This window comes from Synechocystis sp. PCC 7339 (assembly GCF_019924095.1).
Taxonomy (GTDB): Bacteria; Cyanobacteriota; Cyanobacteriia; order Cyanobacteriales; family Microcystaceae; genus Synechocystis.
The window spans coordinates 1965372-1983475 of sequence record NZ_CP063659.1 but is presented as its reverse complement, the minus strand read 5'-3'; the positions used below and the strand labels follow the sequence as shown (position 1 = coordinate 1983475).

The following is an 18104-nucleotide window of genomic DNA, read 5'->3' as shown; positions in this document are numbered from 1 at the left end:
ATCGCCGACCCATGGCTTTGCCCGTCGTTGGGAGCAAAAATGAGAAAGAACCGGGAAATCTTAATTTTTCTTAATGTTTCCCATTGTAAAGCAAATTTGAGGAATCTGCCAGTGGGAAAGGGATTGGAGCATAGTTACGGGTCAAAGCCAGCCCAGTAACATTCCAGCTAGTAACACAAAGCCAATGGTGACGTTTTGTCCAAAAATTTGACCGTATAGTTTCGGTTCCGGCGTGGGGGCACTGAGTTGGATGTATTGGATTACCCAACCCACAATGGCGATCGCCAAACTGAGCCAATAGAGGGGATTGAGCATTAAAATCATGCCCAAATAAAATAAACAACCAATGGTGAGGGCAAAAAATATCCCCACTGCTTCCCCGACGTACTGACCGAAAAAGAGGGCACTGGAATTAACACCAATGCGGCGATCGTCCTCCCGATCTGCCATGGCGTAAACGGTGTCAAAACCGAGGGTCCAAAACACAGTGGCCCCCCAAAGTACCCAGGTGGCAGTGGTCAAATCCCCTGTGACAGCACTCCAACTAATCAGTACAGCAAAGCCCCAAGCGATGGACAGAACTAACTGGGGCACCGGGAAAACTCTTTTCGCACCGGGGTAAGCAACAATGACCGGCACCGCCGCCACACAAAGCCAAAAACTGAGGGGAGTGAGGTAAAAGGCTAGTCCTGCGGCACACAGCAAGGCCACTAATCCCACCCCAATGCCCACCTGCACGGAGAGGGTGCGGGCCGCTAACGGGCGTTGCTTGGTGCGTTCCACTTGGGGATCAATATCCCGGTCCCACAGGTCATTGACTACACAGCCTAAACCACTGGTGGCCAGGGTTCCCAAAGTGATGACACCCAAAAGAGGCAGGGGAGGCAGGCCTTGGGCCGCTAAACACACTGCCCACAGCGCCGGAATCATCAAAATCAGTCGGCCGGCAGGTTTATGCCAACGCAACAGGTAAATGATTGTTAACCAAAGGGGCTGGGAAGAAGGGGTTTGGGCAACCATAGAAAAGATTAAAGGACTATTGGGGGGAAGGGGGACGGTCACTGCTCCAGGCCCACCAACCCTGACCACATTCACACTGGTAAAACTCCTGCCATTTGCGCCGTCGATCATCCCCTAACACTGGCGATCGCCGATTGATCCAAGCTCGGAGGGCCTGACGGGGGCCAGCCTGACATTGGGGACAACAAAAACCCCTGGTATGAACAGTATCCTCAACCCAAGGGGGAGGAGTGGGGTCAAAGACTTCCATGGGGCTTTGGCATGGGTAAGGGACGCAAAGATTTTGCTAGCAATGGCTATCGCCGCAATTTACCAATGGGGTTAATGGGTCCGATGACTAGAACTCGTCGGGGTAATTATTCATGGTGGCTTCAGCGTTGTCCCGCTTGGAGCCGAGTAAATCCAAATTATTGACCCGGATTACCGGTTTGGAACGGGGGGTACCGGAGTTCCGATCTTCCCAATGGTCAAATTTTAACGATCCTTGGATACCAATCAAACTCCCCTTTTTGACGTAGGTACCGGCTATTTCAGCAGTTTTACCCCAAATTTCGAGGTCAAACCAATCGGGGGGTTCATCCTTTTTGCTTGTGCGTCGATTTACCGCCAGGGTGAAGTTGCAGACTACATTACCGGACTCAAAATATTTAACTTCAGGGTCACGGCCGGCCCTTCCCACCAGATGGATACTGTTCACTGACATAAAAATCTTTCCTTGGGATCTTGAAGATTTTCCGATACGCTATTAGCGGTTAGCCTCAGTTTAAAGTCAAACCTCCATCTTCGTCACCTCAACTTAATTTATTCAGTTCAATTTATGACTTCCCCCTCTCCCCTGGTCGGCATCATCATGGGAAGCGACTCCGATCTCCCCACCATGGCAGCGGCGATCGCCATTTGTGAACAATTTGCCGTACCCACGGAAGTGGCCATTGTTTCTGCCCATCGTACCCCAAAAAAAATGGTGGAGTATGCCAAAACTGCCCATCAACGGGGTTTGAAAGTAATTATTGCCGGGGCGGGGGGAGCGGCCCATCTGCCGGGGATGGTGGCGGCCCTGACCCCTCTGCCGGTGATCGGTGTGCCAGTGCAGACCAAAACCCTACAGGGGGTAGATTCCCTCTATTCCATTGTGCAAATGCCGGGGGGCATTCCGGTGGCCACGGTGGCGATCGGCAATGCCCAAAATGCCGGGCTGTTAGCGGTGCAAATTCTCGCCAGCCATAATCCCGTGTTGTTGGAAAAAGTACAAGAGTATCGTCAAAGTTTAGAAACCATGGTTTTAGATAAGCAAACCCAACTGGAGCAACTGGGTTATCGGGCCTATCTGGAAAAGCAAAATCACTAATCCCTGACATCGTGGCGATCTACCAAGGGTCAACAGCGGAGTATGGCAAAATAATGCTTAATTAAGTCGATCATTTCGATATTAGTTTGACCACCACATTGGGGAACCAGGGATCAGGGCTATGGGCATTAAGGCGTTGGCAGGCAGGGATCTATTGGCGATCGCCGATTTGACCATCGAAGAAATGAAATCACTCTTGCAGTTGGCGGCGGATCTTAAATCCGGTATGCTCAAGCCCCATTGTCGGAAAATTCTCGGTTTACTGTTCTACAAAGCTTCCACCCGGACCAGGGTTTCCTTCACAGCAGCCATGTACCAACTGGGAGGACAGGTATTGGATTTAAACCCCAGTGTGACCCAGGTGGGTCGGGGGGAACCAATTCAGGATACCGCTAGGGTACTAGACCGCTACATTGATATCCTGGCAGTGCGGACTTTCAAACAGGCAGATCTGCAAACCTTTGCCGACCATGCCAAAATGCCCATTATCAATGCCCTGAGTGACTTGGAGCATCCCTGTCAGATTTTGGCGGACTTGCAGACCATCCAGGAATGTTTTGGCAAACTAGAAGGGTTAACAGTCACCTACTTGGGAGACGGCAATAACGTGGCCCATTCCCTCATCCTCGGTGGGGTAATGATGGGCATGACGGTGCGGGTGGCTACCCCGAAGAACTATGAACCCTTATCAGAGATTGTCCAACAAGCCCAGAAAATTGCGGCCCCAGGGGGAAAAGTGGAACTAACCGACGACCCCAAAGCCGCCGCCCAAGGAAGTCATATTCTTTACACCGATGTTTGGGCCAGTATGGGCCAGGAAGATTTAGCTGACAGTCGCATTCCCATTTTCCAGCCCTACCAAATTAACCAAGAACTCCTTGCCCTGGCGGATCCCGAAGCCATTGTGCTCCACTGTCTTCCGGCCCACCGGGGGGAAGAAATTACTGACGCTGTCATGGAAGGGCCGCAATCCCGACTCTGGGACCAAGCGGAAAATCGCATGCACGCCCAAAAAGCCCTCATGGTGGCCCTGTTGGGTTTAGTTTAATGCCGCTCAATTTAGAACAAAATTAATGAAAACTAGTCATTTTCTCAGTTTAATTCGCCAGGAAAAACGGCAGTTTGCGGTGATTGGCCTGGGTCGGTTTGGTCGGGCAGTGTGCGAAACCCTGCATGTCAATGGCTATGAGGTGTTGGGCATTGACCAAGATCCCAAACTGGTGGCGGAAGTATTGGCGGATCGGGTAGTGGGTAACGCCATTAGTCTCGATTCTACCGATGACACGGCCCTACGGGAGGCCGGCATTTTTGAGATTGAAACGGTGATTGTGGCGATCGGTAATTACCTCAAGGAAAGTATCATTACGTGTCTTAACCTCAAGGAAGGGGGCGTCAAATCTGTCGTGGCTAAGGTTTCTTCCGACACGCATGAAAAAATTCTCAAACGCTTGGGGGTTGATTTAATTATCTTTCCTGAGCACAAAGCTGGCCAAGACTTAGCCTATACCCTCACCACCCCGGCGATCGTTGACCGTTTCAAGTTAGATCCCAACAACAGCATCGTGGAAATTCTGGTTCCTGAAGAATTCTGCGATAAAACCCTAGCAGAACTGCAACTGCGCAAAAATCACGGAGTCAGCGTTTTGGCAGTGGGCTACGAGGAAAAGTTTAAAATCAACCCCGCTCCCCAGGAACGATTGCAACGGGGGATGATTCTAGTACTCCTGGGTTCCAACGAAGACATCGGCCGCCTGGTTTAGTTAGCAGGTATGATAAGGGCTTGAAGAGTCCGTTTGACAAGCTTCCCTACTCCCAAATTGAGGAAGAACTAGATAAAATCTCCTTGATATTGGTGGGGTTTTAGCGATGAAATTTAGCGAGGGACTGAAACTTCACTAACAGACTTTCAGTGGTTTGACTAGCTTAGTTCTTCTTGATATTTTTTCTATATTTTAACCGACGAGGGCATAATATTTTTTTGATTACTGATGGAAAAATGACGACGAGAATTGTTTTGTTGAAATTAATTTTTCTGTTATTTAAAAATAACTTAATTTACGCCCAAGAAATAGGATTTGAAAATGAATTTTCTTCAGATCAAGATATTTTGACACAAATTAACAATGCACCTATTGACTGGTATTCAAAACCTTTGCTGATTCAGGAAAACCTTATAATTGACTCTAGTAATTTAAAATACGAAAAAAAAATCATCAACCTTGAAAGCAACTTTGAACTAATTCCCACTTCCCCCCTATTATTAGAGCCCTTTGTCCCCTCTGCATTAATAAATAGAAATTATAAGAACCATCTTATTTTATCTAATGATAATAATGATAACCCTGATTTGAGTATAGAATTAAGTCTTGTTTTACAAAATTATCAACAAACAAACAAACCAAGTGATTTTCATAATTTAAGTGCTAGTAAAACTAACAGTTCACCTCCGATAAACTTGTGGAATTTAACTGATAAATATTTGACGATTTCCCCTATTTCCTGGCACATAGACTACACAGAACCCGACGTTAATAATTTTCCCTTGGGTATGGGGGCGGCCTACAATTTTGAAATCATCAATCCTAATTATGGCTTTTTTGATAACTTAGTCCAAGATTCTATTGCTAGTTTAGAATTTAATATTTTTAGAGATTCAGATTTTGGCTATCCAGCAGCCTACGTTGGTCTTAGTTTAAGAAAAAATATTTTTGCTAGCCCCATTCAAGTCGGCTCGGCTATTGGATTGCTTTATACAACGCAACTTCAGGAGCTATCTGGCAGTCCGGTACTCCCTTTTATGTTGCCCTTCTTGCAAACTGACTTTGATATTCCAGTCAATTTGCGAATAGTTTACATCCCATCTTTTGCCGACTATAACAGCCAACAGGTCTTCTTTACATTAATGATTAAAGTTAATTAGCCTAACACTGAAGTTTTAGTAACAATGCAGAGATATCCTTAATTTATTGTTGATCCATAAAAAATTGAAATCCCCATTGATTTGGACAATTGCAGTGGGTCGGAGAACATTCCATCTGATTCTTAAACCTAGATCCCAGATCACAGTGGTCTATGGTGAAAAAGATTAGGCTCAAGGCCCAATTCTTGATCGACATCAAAACGGAATTTTTGAAAGCCCTTGACGAGGATTGAACTCGTGACCTCACCCTTACCAAGGGTGTGCTCTACCACTGAGCTACAAGGGCAAAAGGGATGGGCCGAGCTGGATTTGAACCAGCGTAGGCATAGCCAGCGGATTTACAGTCCGCCCCCATTAACCACTCGGGCATCGACCCATTGCTTTCACGATTAGCCATCATAACACCTAATTGTTGATGGTCAAAATATTTTTTTCTGGGTTGGTCAGATTTTTGTCTGGTTTGCTGGGAATCCCTTCCCTGGCCGGGATTGGTTACCCTAGGAGTGGCTCGGTGCCGTGGTTTAATAGTGGCACCCACTGTCCCTCTATCTCTACTCCTCTGGGGTTTATGAACAAACGCCGCATTATTGAAGTTCTCCGCCATGGTCATGCCGATGACCAAGTAATGGTTCAAGGGTGGTTACGCACTAAACGAACCCTCAAGGATTTTAGTTTTGTGGAAGTTAATGACGGCTCTAGCTTGGCTAACCTCCAAGTGGTGCTTGATGGGAATTTGACGGACTACGATCGCCTGTTATCCCAATTGCAGACAGGGGCCGCGGTGGTGGTGGAAGGAAAATTGACCCCTTCACCGGGAAAAGGACAACGGGTGGAGTTAAAGGCAGCCAAACTGGAATTGTTGGGGGGAGCAGACCCTAGCAGTTATCCCCTCCAGAAAAAACGCCACAGCTTTGAATTTTTGCGGACCATTGGTCACCTGCGGCCCCGCACCAATACCATCGGCGCAGTTATGAGGGTGCGTAACGCCTGTGCCACCGCCATTCACCAATTTTTTCAGGAGAGGGGTTTTCTCTGGGTCCATACTCCGATCATTACCGCCAGTGACTGTGAGGGGGCAGGGGATTTATTCAATGTCACCACCTTAGATTTACAGAAGGTGCCCAAAAGTGATCATGGTATTGATTACAGTGAGGACTTTTTTGGTAAACAAGCTTATTTGACAGTGAGTGGACAATTGGAAGCGGAGGTGATGGCCCTGGCATTCCAGAATGTCTACACGTTTGGCCCCACCTTTCGGGCCGAAAACTCCAATACGTCCCGCCACCTAGCCGAATTTTGGATGGTGGAACCAGAAATGGCCTTTTGTGACCTAGAAGGCGATCGCCAATGGGCGGAGGAATTTCTGAAATACATTTTCAAATTTGTGCTGGAAAAATGCCCAGAGGATATGGAATTTTTTGACCAGCGCATTGACAACACAGTGCTGGCCACAGCGGACAATATCATTAACAACGAATTTGCTTGGCTGACCTACACCGAGGCCATCCAACTGCTGGAAAAAGCGGATCAAAAGTTTGAATATCCCGTCGCTTGGGGAGTGGATTTACAGTCAGAACATGAGCGATATTTGGCAGAAATTGTGTTCAAAAGACCCACCATTGTGACCGATTATCCCAAGGATATTAAAGCGTTTTATATGCGCTTAAATGAGGATGGTAAAACCGTTGCCGCTATGGATATTTTAGCGCCCAAAATTGGTGAAATTATCGGTGGTTCCCAGCGGGAAGAACGACTAGACGTATTAACTCAAAGAATGCAGGAACAAGGGGTTCCCGAAAGCGATCTATGGTGGTATCTTGACCTACGCCGTTATGGTTCTGTGCCCCATGCCGGCTTTGGTTTAGGCTTTGAGCGCATTGTCCAGTTCATGACCGGCATGGCCAATATTCGGGATGTGATCCCTTTCCCCCGCACTCCCATGAACGCGGAATTTTAAAGACTTGAAGAATTTTAGCCATTGGGAAGCTTGAAAATCTGTGATGTTCTTGTCTAAAACCTTGACCAGCTTGGGGCAGTGGCCCCGTCTTTTGCCCCGTATTTCCCTCATGGACCGCTATGTGGCCAGGCAACTGATTCCCCCATTTTTATTCAGCGTCGGGGTGGTGGCCAGTTTGGGGCTGGCGATCGGTAATTTGTCCGATTTAGGTAACAAAATTGTCGAGAAAAATCTCCCAGTAGCTAAAGCCGCAGAAGTACTACTGCTCAAAGTACCGGAGTTTCTCGCCTATTCCCTGCCAGTGGCGGTGATGCTAGCCACAATGATGGCCTTTGGTCGTTTGAGTGGGGATAGTGAAATTATTGCTATTCGCAGTTGTGGAGTAAGTTTATACCGTCTTATCTTGCCGGCGGTGGTGCTGAGTTTGCTGGTAACAGGATGGGCTTTTGTACTGAGCGAATGGGTGGTGCCAGTGGCCAACTATAGAGCTACCAGTATCCTCATTGAATCCATAGATGAAGAGCATCCATTTTGGCAAAATCGCGATGTTTTTTACCCTGAGTTTGAAGAAATTAAGCTCGAGAATGGCCAAACTGCACGGCGATTAAAAAGTTTGGTTTATGCGGAAAAATTTGACGGCAAGGAAATGCAAAATCTGACGGTGTTGCAGTGGACGGAAAATCACCTTAAACATATTGTACTTTCCGACAATGCCACTTGGAATAATGATAATAAAGGCTGGGATTTCTTTCATGGTACTGTTTATCGCCTCACAGAAACAGAGGACTACCAAGAGGCGATTCCGTTTACGAATAAACAAATTGCCCTGCCCAAATCGGCGTTTGATTTTGCCCGACAGGGACGGGATCCCTACGAAATGACCATTGCTGAAGCCCAGGACTATATCAAAATTTTAAAGTTAATTGGCGATGAAAAGAAAATTCAGTTTTTTCAGGTAAGAACGGAACAAAAATTAGCGTTTCCTTTTGTTTGTATTGTTTTTGCGGTAGTAGGTTCGGCGATCGGAGCTAGGCCCCAAAGGATAAGTCGAGCCACAGGCTTTGGTTTAACCATTGTAATTATTTTTGCCTACTACATACTGGGATTTTTCAGTGGTAGCTTAGGCATTGTTGGGTTAATTTCCCCTACATTGGCGGCGTGGCTGCCCAATTTTGTCGGCTTGGGGGTGGGGATTTGGTTGCTATATGAATTTAACCAGGGTTAGAAATCCCTCTAAAAATACTTCTGAGCCAATGGATTCGTCTAAGTAATCAGTTGTTTAACTTTTGAGGGGTTCGATACCCCTCATCGACACACTATCTATCGGTTCTAACAGAGAGTATGAATCCGTTAGAATATGAGTATGTTGAACTTGACCTACAGATACCGAATCTATCCAGGACTTGATCAGGAAGCACAAATGCTTGACTGGTTGGAACAATGCCGTCGCGTGTATAACTACGCTTTGGCGGAGAGAAAGGACTGGAGCAATTCGCGTAAGTGTCCGGTCAACGCTTGCAGCATCAAGCAGGAATACATCATCCCTGCTGAAACACCCTACCCCGACTACTACAAACAGCAAAACGCACTGACCAAAGCGAAAGAGGAAATCCCAGAACTGAAGGCAGTTCACTCTCAAGTCTTGCAAGATGCCTTGAAACGCCTGGATAAGGCGTTCAAGTTTAGACAAGAAAGGGGTTTTGGATTCCCTCGATTCAAGAAGTTTGGTCAGTATCGTTCGTTTGTATTTCCGCAGTTCAAATCGAATCCGGTCAATGGATTTGAAATCAAACTGCCGAAAATAGGAGCCATGCCCATCAACCTACATCGACCGATTCCAGAAGGATTTGAGGTCAAACAAGTTCGGGTTGTGTTCAAGTCGTCTGGATGGTATGCCCAACTGATTCTGCAAGCCCATATCTCCATTCCCGATGTCATGCCGCATGGTGAACCGATTGGCATTGATTTGGGATTGGAAAAGTTCTTGGCTACATCGACAGGTGAACTGATAGAGCGCCCTCGCTTTTTCGTGGATTTGCAAAGCAAGCTTAAATGGCTGCAACGCAAATTGAGAAACAAGAAAAAGGGTTCTGCCAACTACCGGAAAATCCAAGCCAAGATTCGTAAACTGCATGAACATATCCACAACGTTCGCCGTGAGTTCCACTTCCTGACGGCTCACAAGCTTTGTGATGCTGCTGGGATGCTCTTTGCTGAGGACTTGAACCTCAAAATGACCAGTCGCGGTATGCTGGCAAAGCATTGTCTTGATGCCGCCTGGGGGAGTTTTCTTGGCATCCTCAAATGGGTGTCTTGGAAGCGGGGAGTCTACTTTGCCAAGGTTGACCCCAACGGGACAAGCCAGACTTGCCCTCAATGTGGGGCGCATACTGGCAAAAAAGAACTCAGTGAACGGGGGCATCATTGCGACGAATGTGGATATGTGGCTGATCGAGACGTTGCTGCCGCTCAAGTGGTAATGCAACGAGGTCTGGTTCTTGTAGCCGATGGACAGTCGGTGAAACTGCCTGTGGAGGAAGACTGCCTGGGAATCCCGATGAAGCAGGAAACCTCAAGAGCGATCTTGGGAAGCCCACACCGTAATCTTTGATTCGGTGTGTGGAGGATGTCACTTTTAAAGTCTTCCTAGCGCTCTACATGGGCGATTAAAAGAACAAGAGCAAGACTTTATTCGCAAAAAATTTTCAAACACCTTGGGCAACAGTCCGCAATTGTTCAATTTCCTCTGGGCTTAATTGCCACCCCAAAGCTCCGGCATTTTGTTGAGCTTGGGAAGCATTTTTTGCCCCCGGAATGGGAATAATATTACCTTGGGCAATTAGCCAATTGAGGGCAATTTGGGCCGGTATTTTGTTGTGTTTGTCCGCCAAGGTATCCAAGAGGTTAAGTAGGGGAGCTAGTTTTTGCAATCCCTTGGTACTAAAGCGGGGATTAAGGCGGCGGGCTCCCTGGAGAGTAGGGGAGTTTTCGGGGCGATACTTACCGGTGAGTAAGCCTTGGGCTAGGGGACTGTAGGCCAAAATGGTGACGTTGAGTTGGCGAGCCTGGGTCGAAATACCGTTACTTTCAATCTCCCGGTTGAGCAGAGAATAAGGTACCTGATTGCTGGCCAGGGGAATGCCCTGGGCGGCCAAACACTCATGGGCGATCGTCATTTGCTGGGCCGAATAGTTGCTCACTCCTACAGCCTGAATGCGCCCCTTTTTGACCTCGGCGGCCAACACAGCCATGAAATCTGCTGTTTTGAGCCAAAACTCCAGGGGCCAATGGATTTGGTAGAGGGTAATGCTATCTGTCAGTAGCCTTTCTAGACTCGCAGTTAAAGCTTTAGTGACGTCAGAACGCTGCCAACGCCATGGCAAGGGAAAGTATTTAGTGGCAATTTGCACTGTTTGGTCAGTTTCCTGGCAAAAGCGGCCAATGAGCCTTTCCGACTCTCCAAAACCGTAAATTTCAGCGGTGTCAATCAGGGTAACCCCAGCCTCCAGAGAAGCATGGAAAGCTCCCTCCACTTCCTCCGGGCCAAAGTCCTTACCGTAGGCCCAAAACAGGGTGTCTCCCCAGGACCAAGTACCGAAGCCAAGGGGAGCAATAGAGGGACCGTTGGGGCCAAGGCGAATAGTTTCCATGGGTGGGTTGAAAGAAATCTAGAACTAGCTAGCAAAACGGAGCTATGGTCCCCTCGATGATAAACCAGTATTTTTGGAAAAGCTTGCCCACCGGGGAGGGGGGATGGGGAAATGGGAGAATGGTCTTAATTGATTCTCCAAAAACACCAGCACTAACAACAGGGGCAAAGAACTATGGCTAACTGGGAAAACTTTCTCAAAAATTTAGGGGAGTGGCAGGGCAGTTTTACTCGCCTATCTCCCCAGGGGGAGGTGTTGGGCCAGACTCCCTCCATACTGACTCTGGAAGGCTTGGAAGATAATAAGTTGGTCAAGTTTCGTCTGCGTCGCTACGATAATCCCGATCACCAAGACCCCCCGACCCAGGACTATAGCCAGGATTACCGTTCCCTGGGGCGACAAATTATCTTTTTTGGCACCGGTGCCTTTTCCAAAGGGCCATGGCAGTTGGCGCCCTTTAGTGAATTTGGGGCAGAATTTGGCTTTGTGGACGGCGATCGCCGGATGAGATTCGTTCAACTTTACGATAAGGAATTGACCCTAGCCAGTTTGACCTTTATTCGGGAATTTCGGCGGGGAAGCAATGCCCAGCAAAGACCGGCATTAACAGTGGAGCAATTGTTGGGCACTTGGCACTGTCAGGTTTACACCGCCTACCCCGACTGGCGGGAACCGGAAGTTAGTGAAATGGAAATTATCCTGAGCCAAACGGGGGATTCCGTGGAACAAAGGGTAACAGTGGCAGGACAAACCTCGGTGACCCAAGGGAAAGTACTCGGTAATCAGATCAATTTTCTCGGCTCCCACCCTAGCAACCTGCTCCTACTGCCCGACGGAGCTTCCTCTTGCACTCCCGATCGTCTGCAATTGGGCCAACCCTTCTTTGGGGAAGTGGGCTGGTTGGTGCGCCCCAACGAACGACAAAGGCTGATCCGTTACTATGACAATAGGGGGGCTTGGACCCATTCCGCTTTTGTTGTCGAGTACCGTCAGTAGGTGCCGGTTTCCTTTGCACACCCGCTATGAAAAATCGCTTTGTTGCCCTAATTTTTGCCCTTTTCTTCGGCGGCTTTGGCTTACATAAATTTTACCTAGGCAATATTTTTGCCGGCATCGTCTATTTTATTTTTTCTTGGACAGGTATTCCTTTCATCCTTGGCTTTGTGGATGTGATTATCCTCGGCACCATGGACGAAAGAAAGTTCAACGCCATTTACAATCACAAACATTACCTCCCTTCCCCTGCCCCGCCTCCCATTGTCACTGCGCCTCCCCCGGTTGCCACGGAAAGGCTGGATGTGTTGATTATTAAAACCTGTGCGGCTAAGGCGATTGGAGCCACCGTTAGCGAATGTATTGTGGCCACCGGGGAAGATCCCCAAAAGGTGAAAGAAACCATTGATTCCCTTTGTCGTAAGGGTTTTCTCTTACCGGATAATCGGGAAGGGGATTATGCAGTGGTCTATCGCCCCATTTAGCTTTTACAGGTAATCTCAGATTTTACTGACAGCCAACCACTAATCACTGGCAGATATTCTTGTTTCAAATCCAACTGGGAAACAGCATCCTGAGGGCAAAACCCCTGGGGGTCAGGGGCAATCCTAGAAAAACTGGGGACCAATACCAGAAGGCGATCGCCACTAGGGTTAAAACCGTCCAAGCAATAATGCGGTAACTAAGTTTAGGGCTATCCAGTAAAGTGGCCAAAATCAAAGCTAAGGCTAAGATACTAAAGCCATAGGCAGGTAGGTAGTGGTAAAAAAAGGTGCAACGACTAATACCCAACCAAGGCAAAAGATTGACAGCGTAGTTAATCGCAACGTAGAGAGTAACGCCCCGCAAAGGTGCATTGATTTGATTAATTCCCCTGGAGAAAAATTGACTGATTTTTTGCCAAGCAATAGTACCCAGCAATAGCCCCATGGCCCCCGTGGAAAACCAGAGCAAAATCGGATTGGCCATGGCGTGGACATCGTAAATTAGTCCAAATTCACCGAATTTTTGATAAAAATAGGCGATCGGTCTAGCCATCACCAGCCAGCTATACCAGGGAGAACAATAGGGGTGAATATCAGGACTGTTGCCTACTCGGCGATGGTACTGCCAAGTCTCTCGTTGAATGCGCCAAAAACCTTCCAGGGAAGCATATTCTCCATTCATTAACAAATGGGGAGTCCAAATGACGCTGTAAGTAATTGCCGGGGCCAACACTAACCAAAGGGCGAATTTAAAGGGAGAAATGGTCAACCAACGGGAAAAAAAGTCTTGATTATTGTGCCCATTGCCATCTAATGGCTCCGGTGAATTTCCTTGCTTCTTGGCCCAGTCTTGATTGAAGACCGCTCTAAACCAGGCGATCGCCCAGAGGAGATAAATACCCAACAAAAAAGCAAAACCGTTCCATTTGACGCTGCCGGCGCAAGCTAAACTAATGCCCCCTAGAATTAATTGCCACAGTTTGCCCTGACGCAAATGCCATAAAACCAGGGCTTGCCCCAGTAGCCCAAAAAAAATCAGGTAAATATTATTCAGCGCATAGCGGGATTCCACCAAAAACAACCCATCCAAGGCCACTAGCCCCATGGTTAGCAATGTCACCAAGCGCCGTTGGGTCAACAGATAGGCGAGCGCCCCTAGGAGGAGGGGAATGGTGGCCCCGGTGAGAGCATTGAGCCAGCGGTAACTCCAGGTGGAACGTACCGCCCCCGTTAGATCGTTAATTTGCTCTGGATTGACGGGGAAAAACTGTCCCAACCCCATAGCTAAAGCAATTAGGTAATGGCTCAGGGGGGGATGGGAAGGAAAAAACTCGTTGCCAAGCCAATAGTCGCTGGCAAATTTGGCGTAATAAACTTCGTCGAAAACGAACTCGTTGAACTGCCCCAGGTTCCAGAAACGTATGACCAGGGAAAAGACAAAAACAGCAACGATGCTTGCTTGGTAGGAAGTTGGGCGAAGCTTCGGGAACTGGTTAAGCATTGAAGTTCAATCAATTCAATTATTTTTCCCAAAACCGTTTTGTCCTTGGCGATCGCCCTTCACCTTAATGCTAAATTCAGCTAACTGACAATTTCTTTCTACTCTTCTTCTCCTTCTTCTTCTGCAGGGGGATAGAGGAAAGTAGAACGGCCAGATAAAATAGATTTACCGAGGGATAGAGCCTTTTCTGCTTGGGAGGAAGCTTGTCTGCGCCAGTGGGCTCGGCGTTGATCACGTTTGGCTTTGGAGGTTTTCTTCTTGGGAACTGCCATGACTTCTCTGGGATCTTAAAAATTGACAACCTTTCTATATTACGCTTTTAAGTGGGCCATTGCACAGCGGTGATTATGCAAGAGTTTTCCCACTACTACGAAATCCTGGGGCTAGAGGTGGGGGCTAGTCTGGAGGAAATCAACGAAGCCTATCGAGATTTGGCCTTTGTGTGGCATCCCGATCGCCTGCCCAGGGACAATCCCCGTCTGTTAGCCAAGGCGGCCGGCAAACTGAAAGAAATCAACCAAGCCCGCGATCGCCTCAAGGAAATGTTGGAGTTGGAGTTAAGCGCTAAAGCTTCCCAGGTGCCTGAAAAGAATCAGCCCAGCAAGGCCCCCAAAGCTAAACCTAAATCCAAGCCTAGGGCCAAAGCTCCTCCCCCCCATGGCGATCGCCAATCCCGGCCCCATCATCAGCAGCCGACCAGCCATAACCATAGTTCCAACTCCCACCATCATCAGGAAAACCACAATCGACCCTACTATCGGGACTTAACTGGGGCAGACTTGCGCTGGGCTAATTTAAAACAAAAGGATTTATCAGGGCGAAAAATGGTGTCCGCTAACCTGAGTAATGCGGATTTGAGTGATAGTTTTTTGCACCAAGTTAATTTGGAAAATGCCAACCTGTTTCGAGCCAATCTTTTCCGGGCTAATTTGTTGGAGGCTAACTTGCGGGGAGCAAATTTACAAGAAGCCAATCTAGTGGGGGCGGATTTAAGTGGGGCAGATCTAAGCGGAGCTAATTTACAAGGGGCCAAAATTGGCGCAGGTAATCGGATTATGGTCAAGCTAACAGCGACTAAGTTAACTGGGGCTATTCTTCCCGATGGCAGTAAGCATAGTTGATTTTTCTGATGTTTTATTACTCTTCAATTTAGATTTTTTTGGGTCAAGCTAGGTAGGAGTCAGAGAAAATTTTGGTCTTATACGAGCCTAACTAACAATGGCCAATTGGGAGCCAAATTCGGTTTTATTCACTTCAATGCGCTGTTGGAAAGCTTCCTTAAACTGGGGCATATGAGTGACAGTTAAAATACAAGCAAAGTCGGAGGCAATGGCAGTGATGGCGGCCACTAGGCGATCACAGCCGTCAGCGTCTTGGGTACCAAAACCTTCGTCAATGATTAGTAACTGTAAAGCGGTGCCAGACCGTTGAGCCAATAATTTTGCCAGGGCCAAACGAATGGAAAAATTAATCCGAAAAGCTTCTCCGCCGGAGTAGGTTTCATAGGGACGGGTACCCTGGGCATCAGCAATGAGAATATCCAGGGTATCAATCATTTTGGGCTTACGTTTTGTACTACTTTTTCCTTCTTTTTGGGTGACAAATTGAATATGGTGTTGGTTCCCCGTTAACCGTGCCAAAATGTAATTGGTTTCTGCTTCTAGCTGGGGTAAAATATTTTCAATCATCATGGCTTGAATACCATTTTTACCAAAGGCTTTGCTCAACTCTTCATGGATACGAAATTGTTTTTGGGCTTGGTTAAACTGCTGTTTGGTTTCTTCATATTCCCCCTGCAAAGTGTCAATCTGGATTAATAATTGCTCTAAACCACCTTTTTTGGCCAGTAGATTATCCAACTGTTGTCTTCTTTGCCCTAATTCCTGCTCCAAAAATTGAATTTGTTCCCCATGGTCTGCATATTGACTAATTTGTTCCTCTAACTGAGCCAATTCCCTATGTCTTTTCCCTAGGGCCTGCTGGCGATCTCCAATGAGATCTCGGTATTCCTGGGCTCGTTGCACCAGCATGGGTAATTGTTTCCGAGCCTGTTCTAGTTCTTGGTGCCGCAATTGCCAAGGCTGTTGACGACGTAATTCCGCCAATAATTGTTGGTGGGTTTCGCTGTTGTAATTCAGTTGGGATAGAGCGGCTTCTACCTGTTGCCATTGTTGACGCAGGGGGGAACTGGTGCCCAAACTTTGTAATTGGGAACGTAATGCCAGCAATTTTTCCTCCAACCCAGGGCGATCAGCCATTAGTTGTCGATGTTTGGCTTGGGCTTCTTTAAATTTAGCGTGGCGGATTTCCCCTTTTCTCAGTTGATCCACCATAGAACGGGCCAATGCGTGGGTTTGTTCGTCGTAGGCCAAACTAGTTAATTCCCGCTCCAGAACAATTAATTCCAATTGTAGCGATTCGGCAAAAGTTCCTTGGCTTAAGCTCAGTTCTAAGTCATCGATTTGCTCATTTAACTCTACTAATCGCTCATGATTTTCTCCACTTTTTTCTAATTCTGCTTCCATTTGCCCATAATGTTGTAGCAATTGTTCTAGATTGCTTAGACCATCGGCAATTTCTCTATATTCATTGCGGAGAATGGCTAGTTCTTGATCGGCAAGGGTAATTTGTTCCTTCAGAATCCAAATTTGATTGCGTAATTCTTGACATTGATGCTCAGTTTTTTCGATTACTTGTTGGTGATAATGGCCATCTAAACCCTGTTCGCACAGGGGACAAGTTGCCCCAGGAATATCTAACAAACTTAGTTTTTGCTCTAATTCCCGTAACTGTTTTTCAAACAACCTTTGATTTTCTTGGAGTCGTTCTTTGAAATGACCCCGTTCCTGGCCCTTTTCCTCTACTCGTTTAAGGTAAACCTGTTTATTTTTCAGTTGGGAAATTTCCTCGTCCAAAGCTTGAAAAGCTCTTCTTTGGTCGGGGATGGCAGCAATGGCCATCTGCAATTGTTTGGCGATCGCCAGCCGTTGCTCTAGTTGTGCCTGACACTGGGCCCTGGCCTTTTCTAAATCAGCATGTAGGGCAAAACGTCGTTGTAAAAGGGGGGCAACTTGATGCTGGAGTTTATCAAGCTGACTTAGTTTTTGTTTGGCGGCTTTTAGCTTGCCTAGCTCCGCTTCAATATCCTGCTGTTGAGCCAAAATAGGTTGCAATTCAGCCAGTTGTTTATCCAGATGTTCCAAGCGCAGAAGTTGTTGCTCTGCTTGTCGTGCTAATTCATTTTCTTGGCGTTGTAACTGTTGCTCTAAATCTTGTCGTTGCTGTTGTAAATTTTGATATTGTTGAAAGTCTTTAGCTAATTCTCCTTCCTGGCTTTGTAAGGTTTGATAACGCTGAAAATTAATTTGGATAACTACTTCTTGTTCTAACAATAATTCTAGATTTTGACATTGCTGAGCAATCTCCCCATTCTGGTTTTGTAACCTAGCAATTTCGGTGGTTAATTCCTGACATTGCCGTTGTTGCCATTCAGCTTGCTTTTGCCATTGTTGTCGTTGATTTTGACTAGTTTGTAGCTGTTGCAACTGCCACTGTGTCTGTTCTTGTTGAGCCTGGACTGCTGTAATTTCTTCGGTTAATTTTACTTGATTAGCTACCACATCTGGTCGTTGGTTCAAATCCTGCTCCAATATTTGCAAGCGTTCATTAAGAATATTAATTTTACCCTTGGCTTCCTTGGAAATATCCTTTGCCCTAGTTGCCAGTAATTCGTACTGGTCTAACTTTAATAAGTCTGCCAGAATTTGTTTACGTTCACTGGGCTTACGCAACATAAATTCATCAGCTCTTCCCTGGCGCAGATAGGCAGAATTGACAAAGGTTTCGTAATCTAATTTTAGGGTGCTGGTAATTTTTTCCTGGGTAGCTCTGAGTCCTTTAGCCGAAAGGGTAAGGAAATTATCGCCGCTTTTAATTTGAAATTCTGCTACACTACTGCGGCCCCGTTGACGACTGCGAATAATTCGATAGGTTTGGTTATTACTAATAAATTGAAAATCTACCCTTACCTGATCGGTGCCATTATGGAGTACATCATCCTCACTTTCGGCTCGACACTTACCCCAAATTGCCCAAGTAATAGCCTCCAACAAAGATGATTTACCTGCTCCATTAGCCCCACAAATACAGGCTGTGTGTAGGCCGCGGAAATCTAGACTAACATTTTGGTAACTGAGGAAATTTTTTAAAATTAATTGTTGGGGCACCATG

General features: G+C 46.9%; 17 protein-coding genes and 2 tRNA genes. 10 read left to right on the top strand and 9 right to left on the bottom strand.

Annotated elements, in window-relative coordinates; translation table 11 throughout:
• Positions 1-141 precede the first annotated feature (141 nt).
• From IQE94_RS09385 to IQE94_RS09375, 3 genes are all read right to left on the bottom strand, one after another.
• On the bottom strand, positions 142-1020 hold the full coding sequence (locus IQE94_RS09385; protein WP_212717758.1) for a 4-hydroxybenzoate solanesyltransferase: 879 nt from the start codon (positions 1018-1020) through the stop codon (positions 142-144).
• A 16-nt stretch (positions 1021-1036) separates the two neighbouring features.
• Positions 1037-1270 carry a hypothetical protein gene (locus IQE94_RS09380; protein WP_212717754.1) on the bottom strand — a complete coding sequence of 78 codons (234 nt, stop codon included), beginning with the start codon at positions 1268-1270 and terminating at the stop codon, positions 1037-1039.
• Positions 1271-1357: 87 nt separating this feature from the next.
• Positions 1358-1723 carry a single-stranded DNA-binding protein gene (locus IQE94_RS09375; RefSeq protein WP_212717752.1) on the bottom strand — a complete coding sequence of 122 codons (366 nt, stop codon included), beginning with the start codon at positions 1721-1723 and terminating at the stop codon, positions 1358-1360.
• Between the two features lie 114 nt (positions 1724-1837).
• Here IQE94_RS09375 and purE point away from each other — a divergent pair, with 114 nt between their 5' ends.
• From purE to IQE94_RS09355, 4 genes are all read left to right on the top strand, one after another.
• Entirely contained in the window at positions 1838-2368 is a 531-nt protein-coding gene (purE, locus tag IQE94_RS09370; RefSeq protein WP_212717750.1) for a 5-(carboxyamino)imidazole ribonucleotide mutase, read from the top strand.
• Between the two features lie 121 nt (positions 2369-2489).
• Positions 2490-3416: an ornithine carbamoyltransferase gene (gene argF, locus IQE94_RS09365; RefSeq protein WP_212717743.1), complete on the top strand. Its 927-nt coding sequence runs from the start codon at positions 2490-2492 to the stop codon at positions 3414-3416.
• 25 nt (positions 3417-3441) lie between these two features.
• Positions 3442-4128 carry a TrkA family potassium uptake protein gene (locus tag IQE94_RS09360; protein WP_212717741.1) on the top strand — a complete coding sequence of 229 codons (687 nt, stop codon included), beginning with the start codon at positions 3442-3444 and terminating at the stop codon, positions 4126-4128.
• Positions 4129-4382: 254 nt separating this feature from the next.
• Positions 4383-5288, top strand: a complete 906-nt coding sequence (locus IQE94_RS09355) for a hypothetical protein (protein ID WP_223341798.1) — start codon at positions 4383-4385, stop codon at positions 5286-5288.
• 214 nt (positions 5289-5502) lie between these two features.
• Here IQE94_RS09355 and IQE94_RS09350 read toward each other — a convergent pair.
• Positions 5503-5574, bottom strand: a tRNA-Thr gene (locus tag IQE94_RS09350).
• Positions 5575-5582: 8 nt separating this feature from the next.
• Positions 5583-5664: transfer RNA gene (locus tag IQE94_RS09345), tRNA-Tyr, on the bottom strand.
• Positions 5665-5856: 192 nt separating this feature from the next.
• Here IQE94_RS09345 and asnS point away from each other — a divergent pair.
• The 3 genes from asnS to IQE94_RS09330 all read left to right on the top strand — a co-directional run bounded on the left by asnS (position 5857) and on the right by IQE94_RS09330 (position 9856).
• Positions 5857-7245, top strand: coding sequence for an asparagine--tRNA ligase (gene asnS, locus IQE94_RS09340; RefSeq protein ID WP_212717740.1), 1389 nt, complete (start codon positions 5857-5859; stop codon positions 7243-7245).
• Positions 7246-7288: 43 nt separating this feature from the next.
• Positions 7289-8470, top strand: a complete 1182-nt coding sequence (locus tag IQE94_RS09335) for an LptF/LptG family permease (protein WP_223341797.1) — start codon at positions 7289-7291, stop codon at positions 8468-8470.
• 138 nt (positions 8471-8608) lie between these two features.
• Positions 8609-9856 carry an RNA-guided endonuclease TnpB family protein gene (locus IQE94_RS09330; RefSeq protein WP_212717735.1) on the top strand — a complete coding sequence of 416 codons (1248 nt, stop codon included), beginning with the start codon at positions 8609-8611 and terminating at the stop codon, positions 9854-9856.
• Positions 9857-9950: 94 nt separating this feature from the next.
• Here the strand turns inward: IQE94_RS09330 and IQE94_RS09325 are convergent, their stop codons facing one another.
• The gene (locus IQE94_RS09325) at positions 9951-10895 is read right to left on the bottom strand and encodes an aldo/keto reductase (RefSeq protein WP_223341796.1); all 945 of its coding nucleotides are present in this window, start codon (positions 10893-10895) and stop codon (positions 9951-9953) included.
• Between the two features lie 174 nt (positions 10896-11069).
• Here IQE94_RS09325 and IQE94_RS09320 point away from each other — a divergent pair, with 174 nt between their 5' ends.
• Together IQE94_RS09320 and IQE94_RS09315 are read left to right on the top strand one after the other, a co-directional pair.
• On the top strand, positions 11070-11891 hold the full coding sequence (locus tag IQE94_RS09320; protein ID WP_223341795.1) for a DUF3598 family protein: 822 nt from the start codon (positions 11070-11072) through the stop codon (positions 11889-11891).
• 26 nt (positions 11892-11917) lie between these two features.
• Positions 11918-12373 (top strand): TM2 domain-containing protein, encoded by a 456-nt coding sequence (locus IQE94_RS09315; RefSeq protein WP_223341794.1) that lies wholly within the window; start codon positions 11918-11920, stop codon positions 12371-12373.
• Positions 12374-12437: 64 nt separating this feature from the next.
• On the opposite strand, the gene IQE94_RS09310 is transcribed toward IQE94_RS09315, so the two are convergent.
• Both IQE94_RS09310 and rpmF read right to left on the bottom strand, forming a co-directional pair.
• A complete protein-coding gene (locus IQE94_RS09310; protein ID WP_212717729.1) occupies positions 12438-13874 on the bottom strand; it encodes a phospholipid carrier-dependent glycosyltransferase in 1437 nt (478 codons plus the stop codon).
• A 98-nt stretch (positions 13875-13972) separates the two neighbouring features.
• Positions 13973-14146, bottom strand: a complete 174-nt coding sequence (gene rpmF, locus IQE94_RS09305) for a 50S ribosomal protein L32 (RefSeq protein WP_190596701.1) — start codon at positions 14144-14146, stop codon at positions 13973-13975.
• Positions 14147-14197: 51 nt separating this feature from the next.
• Here rpmF and IQE94_RS09300 point away from each other — a divergent pair, with 51 nt between their 5' ends.
• Positions 14198-14995 carry a pentapeptide repeat-containing protein gene (locus IQE94_RS09300; protein WP_370630467.1) on the top strand — a complete coding sequence of 266 codons (798 nt, stop codon included), beginning with the start codon at positions 14198-14200 and terminating at the stop codon, positions 14993-14995.
• 87 nt (positions 14996-15082) lie between these two features.
• On the opposite strand, the gene sbcC is transcribed toward IQE94_RS09300, so the two are convergent.
• On the bottom strand, positions 15083-18103 hold the full coding sequence (gene sbcC / locus IQE94_RS09295; protein WP_212717724.1) for an exonuclease subunit SbcC: 3021 nt from the start codon (positions 18101-18103) through the stop codon (positions 15083-15085).
• Position 18104 lies beyond the last annotated feature (1 nt).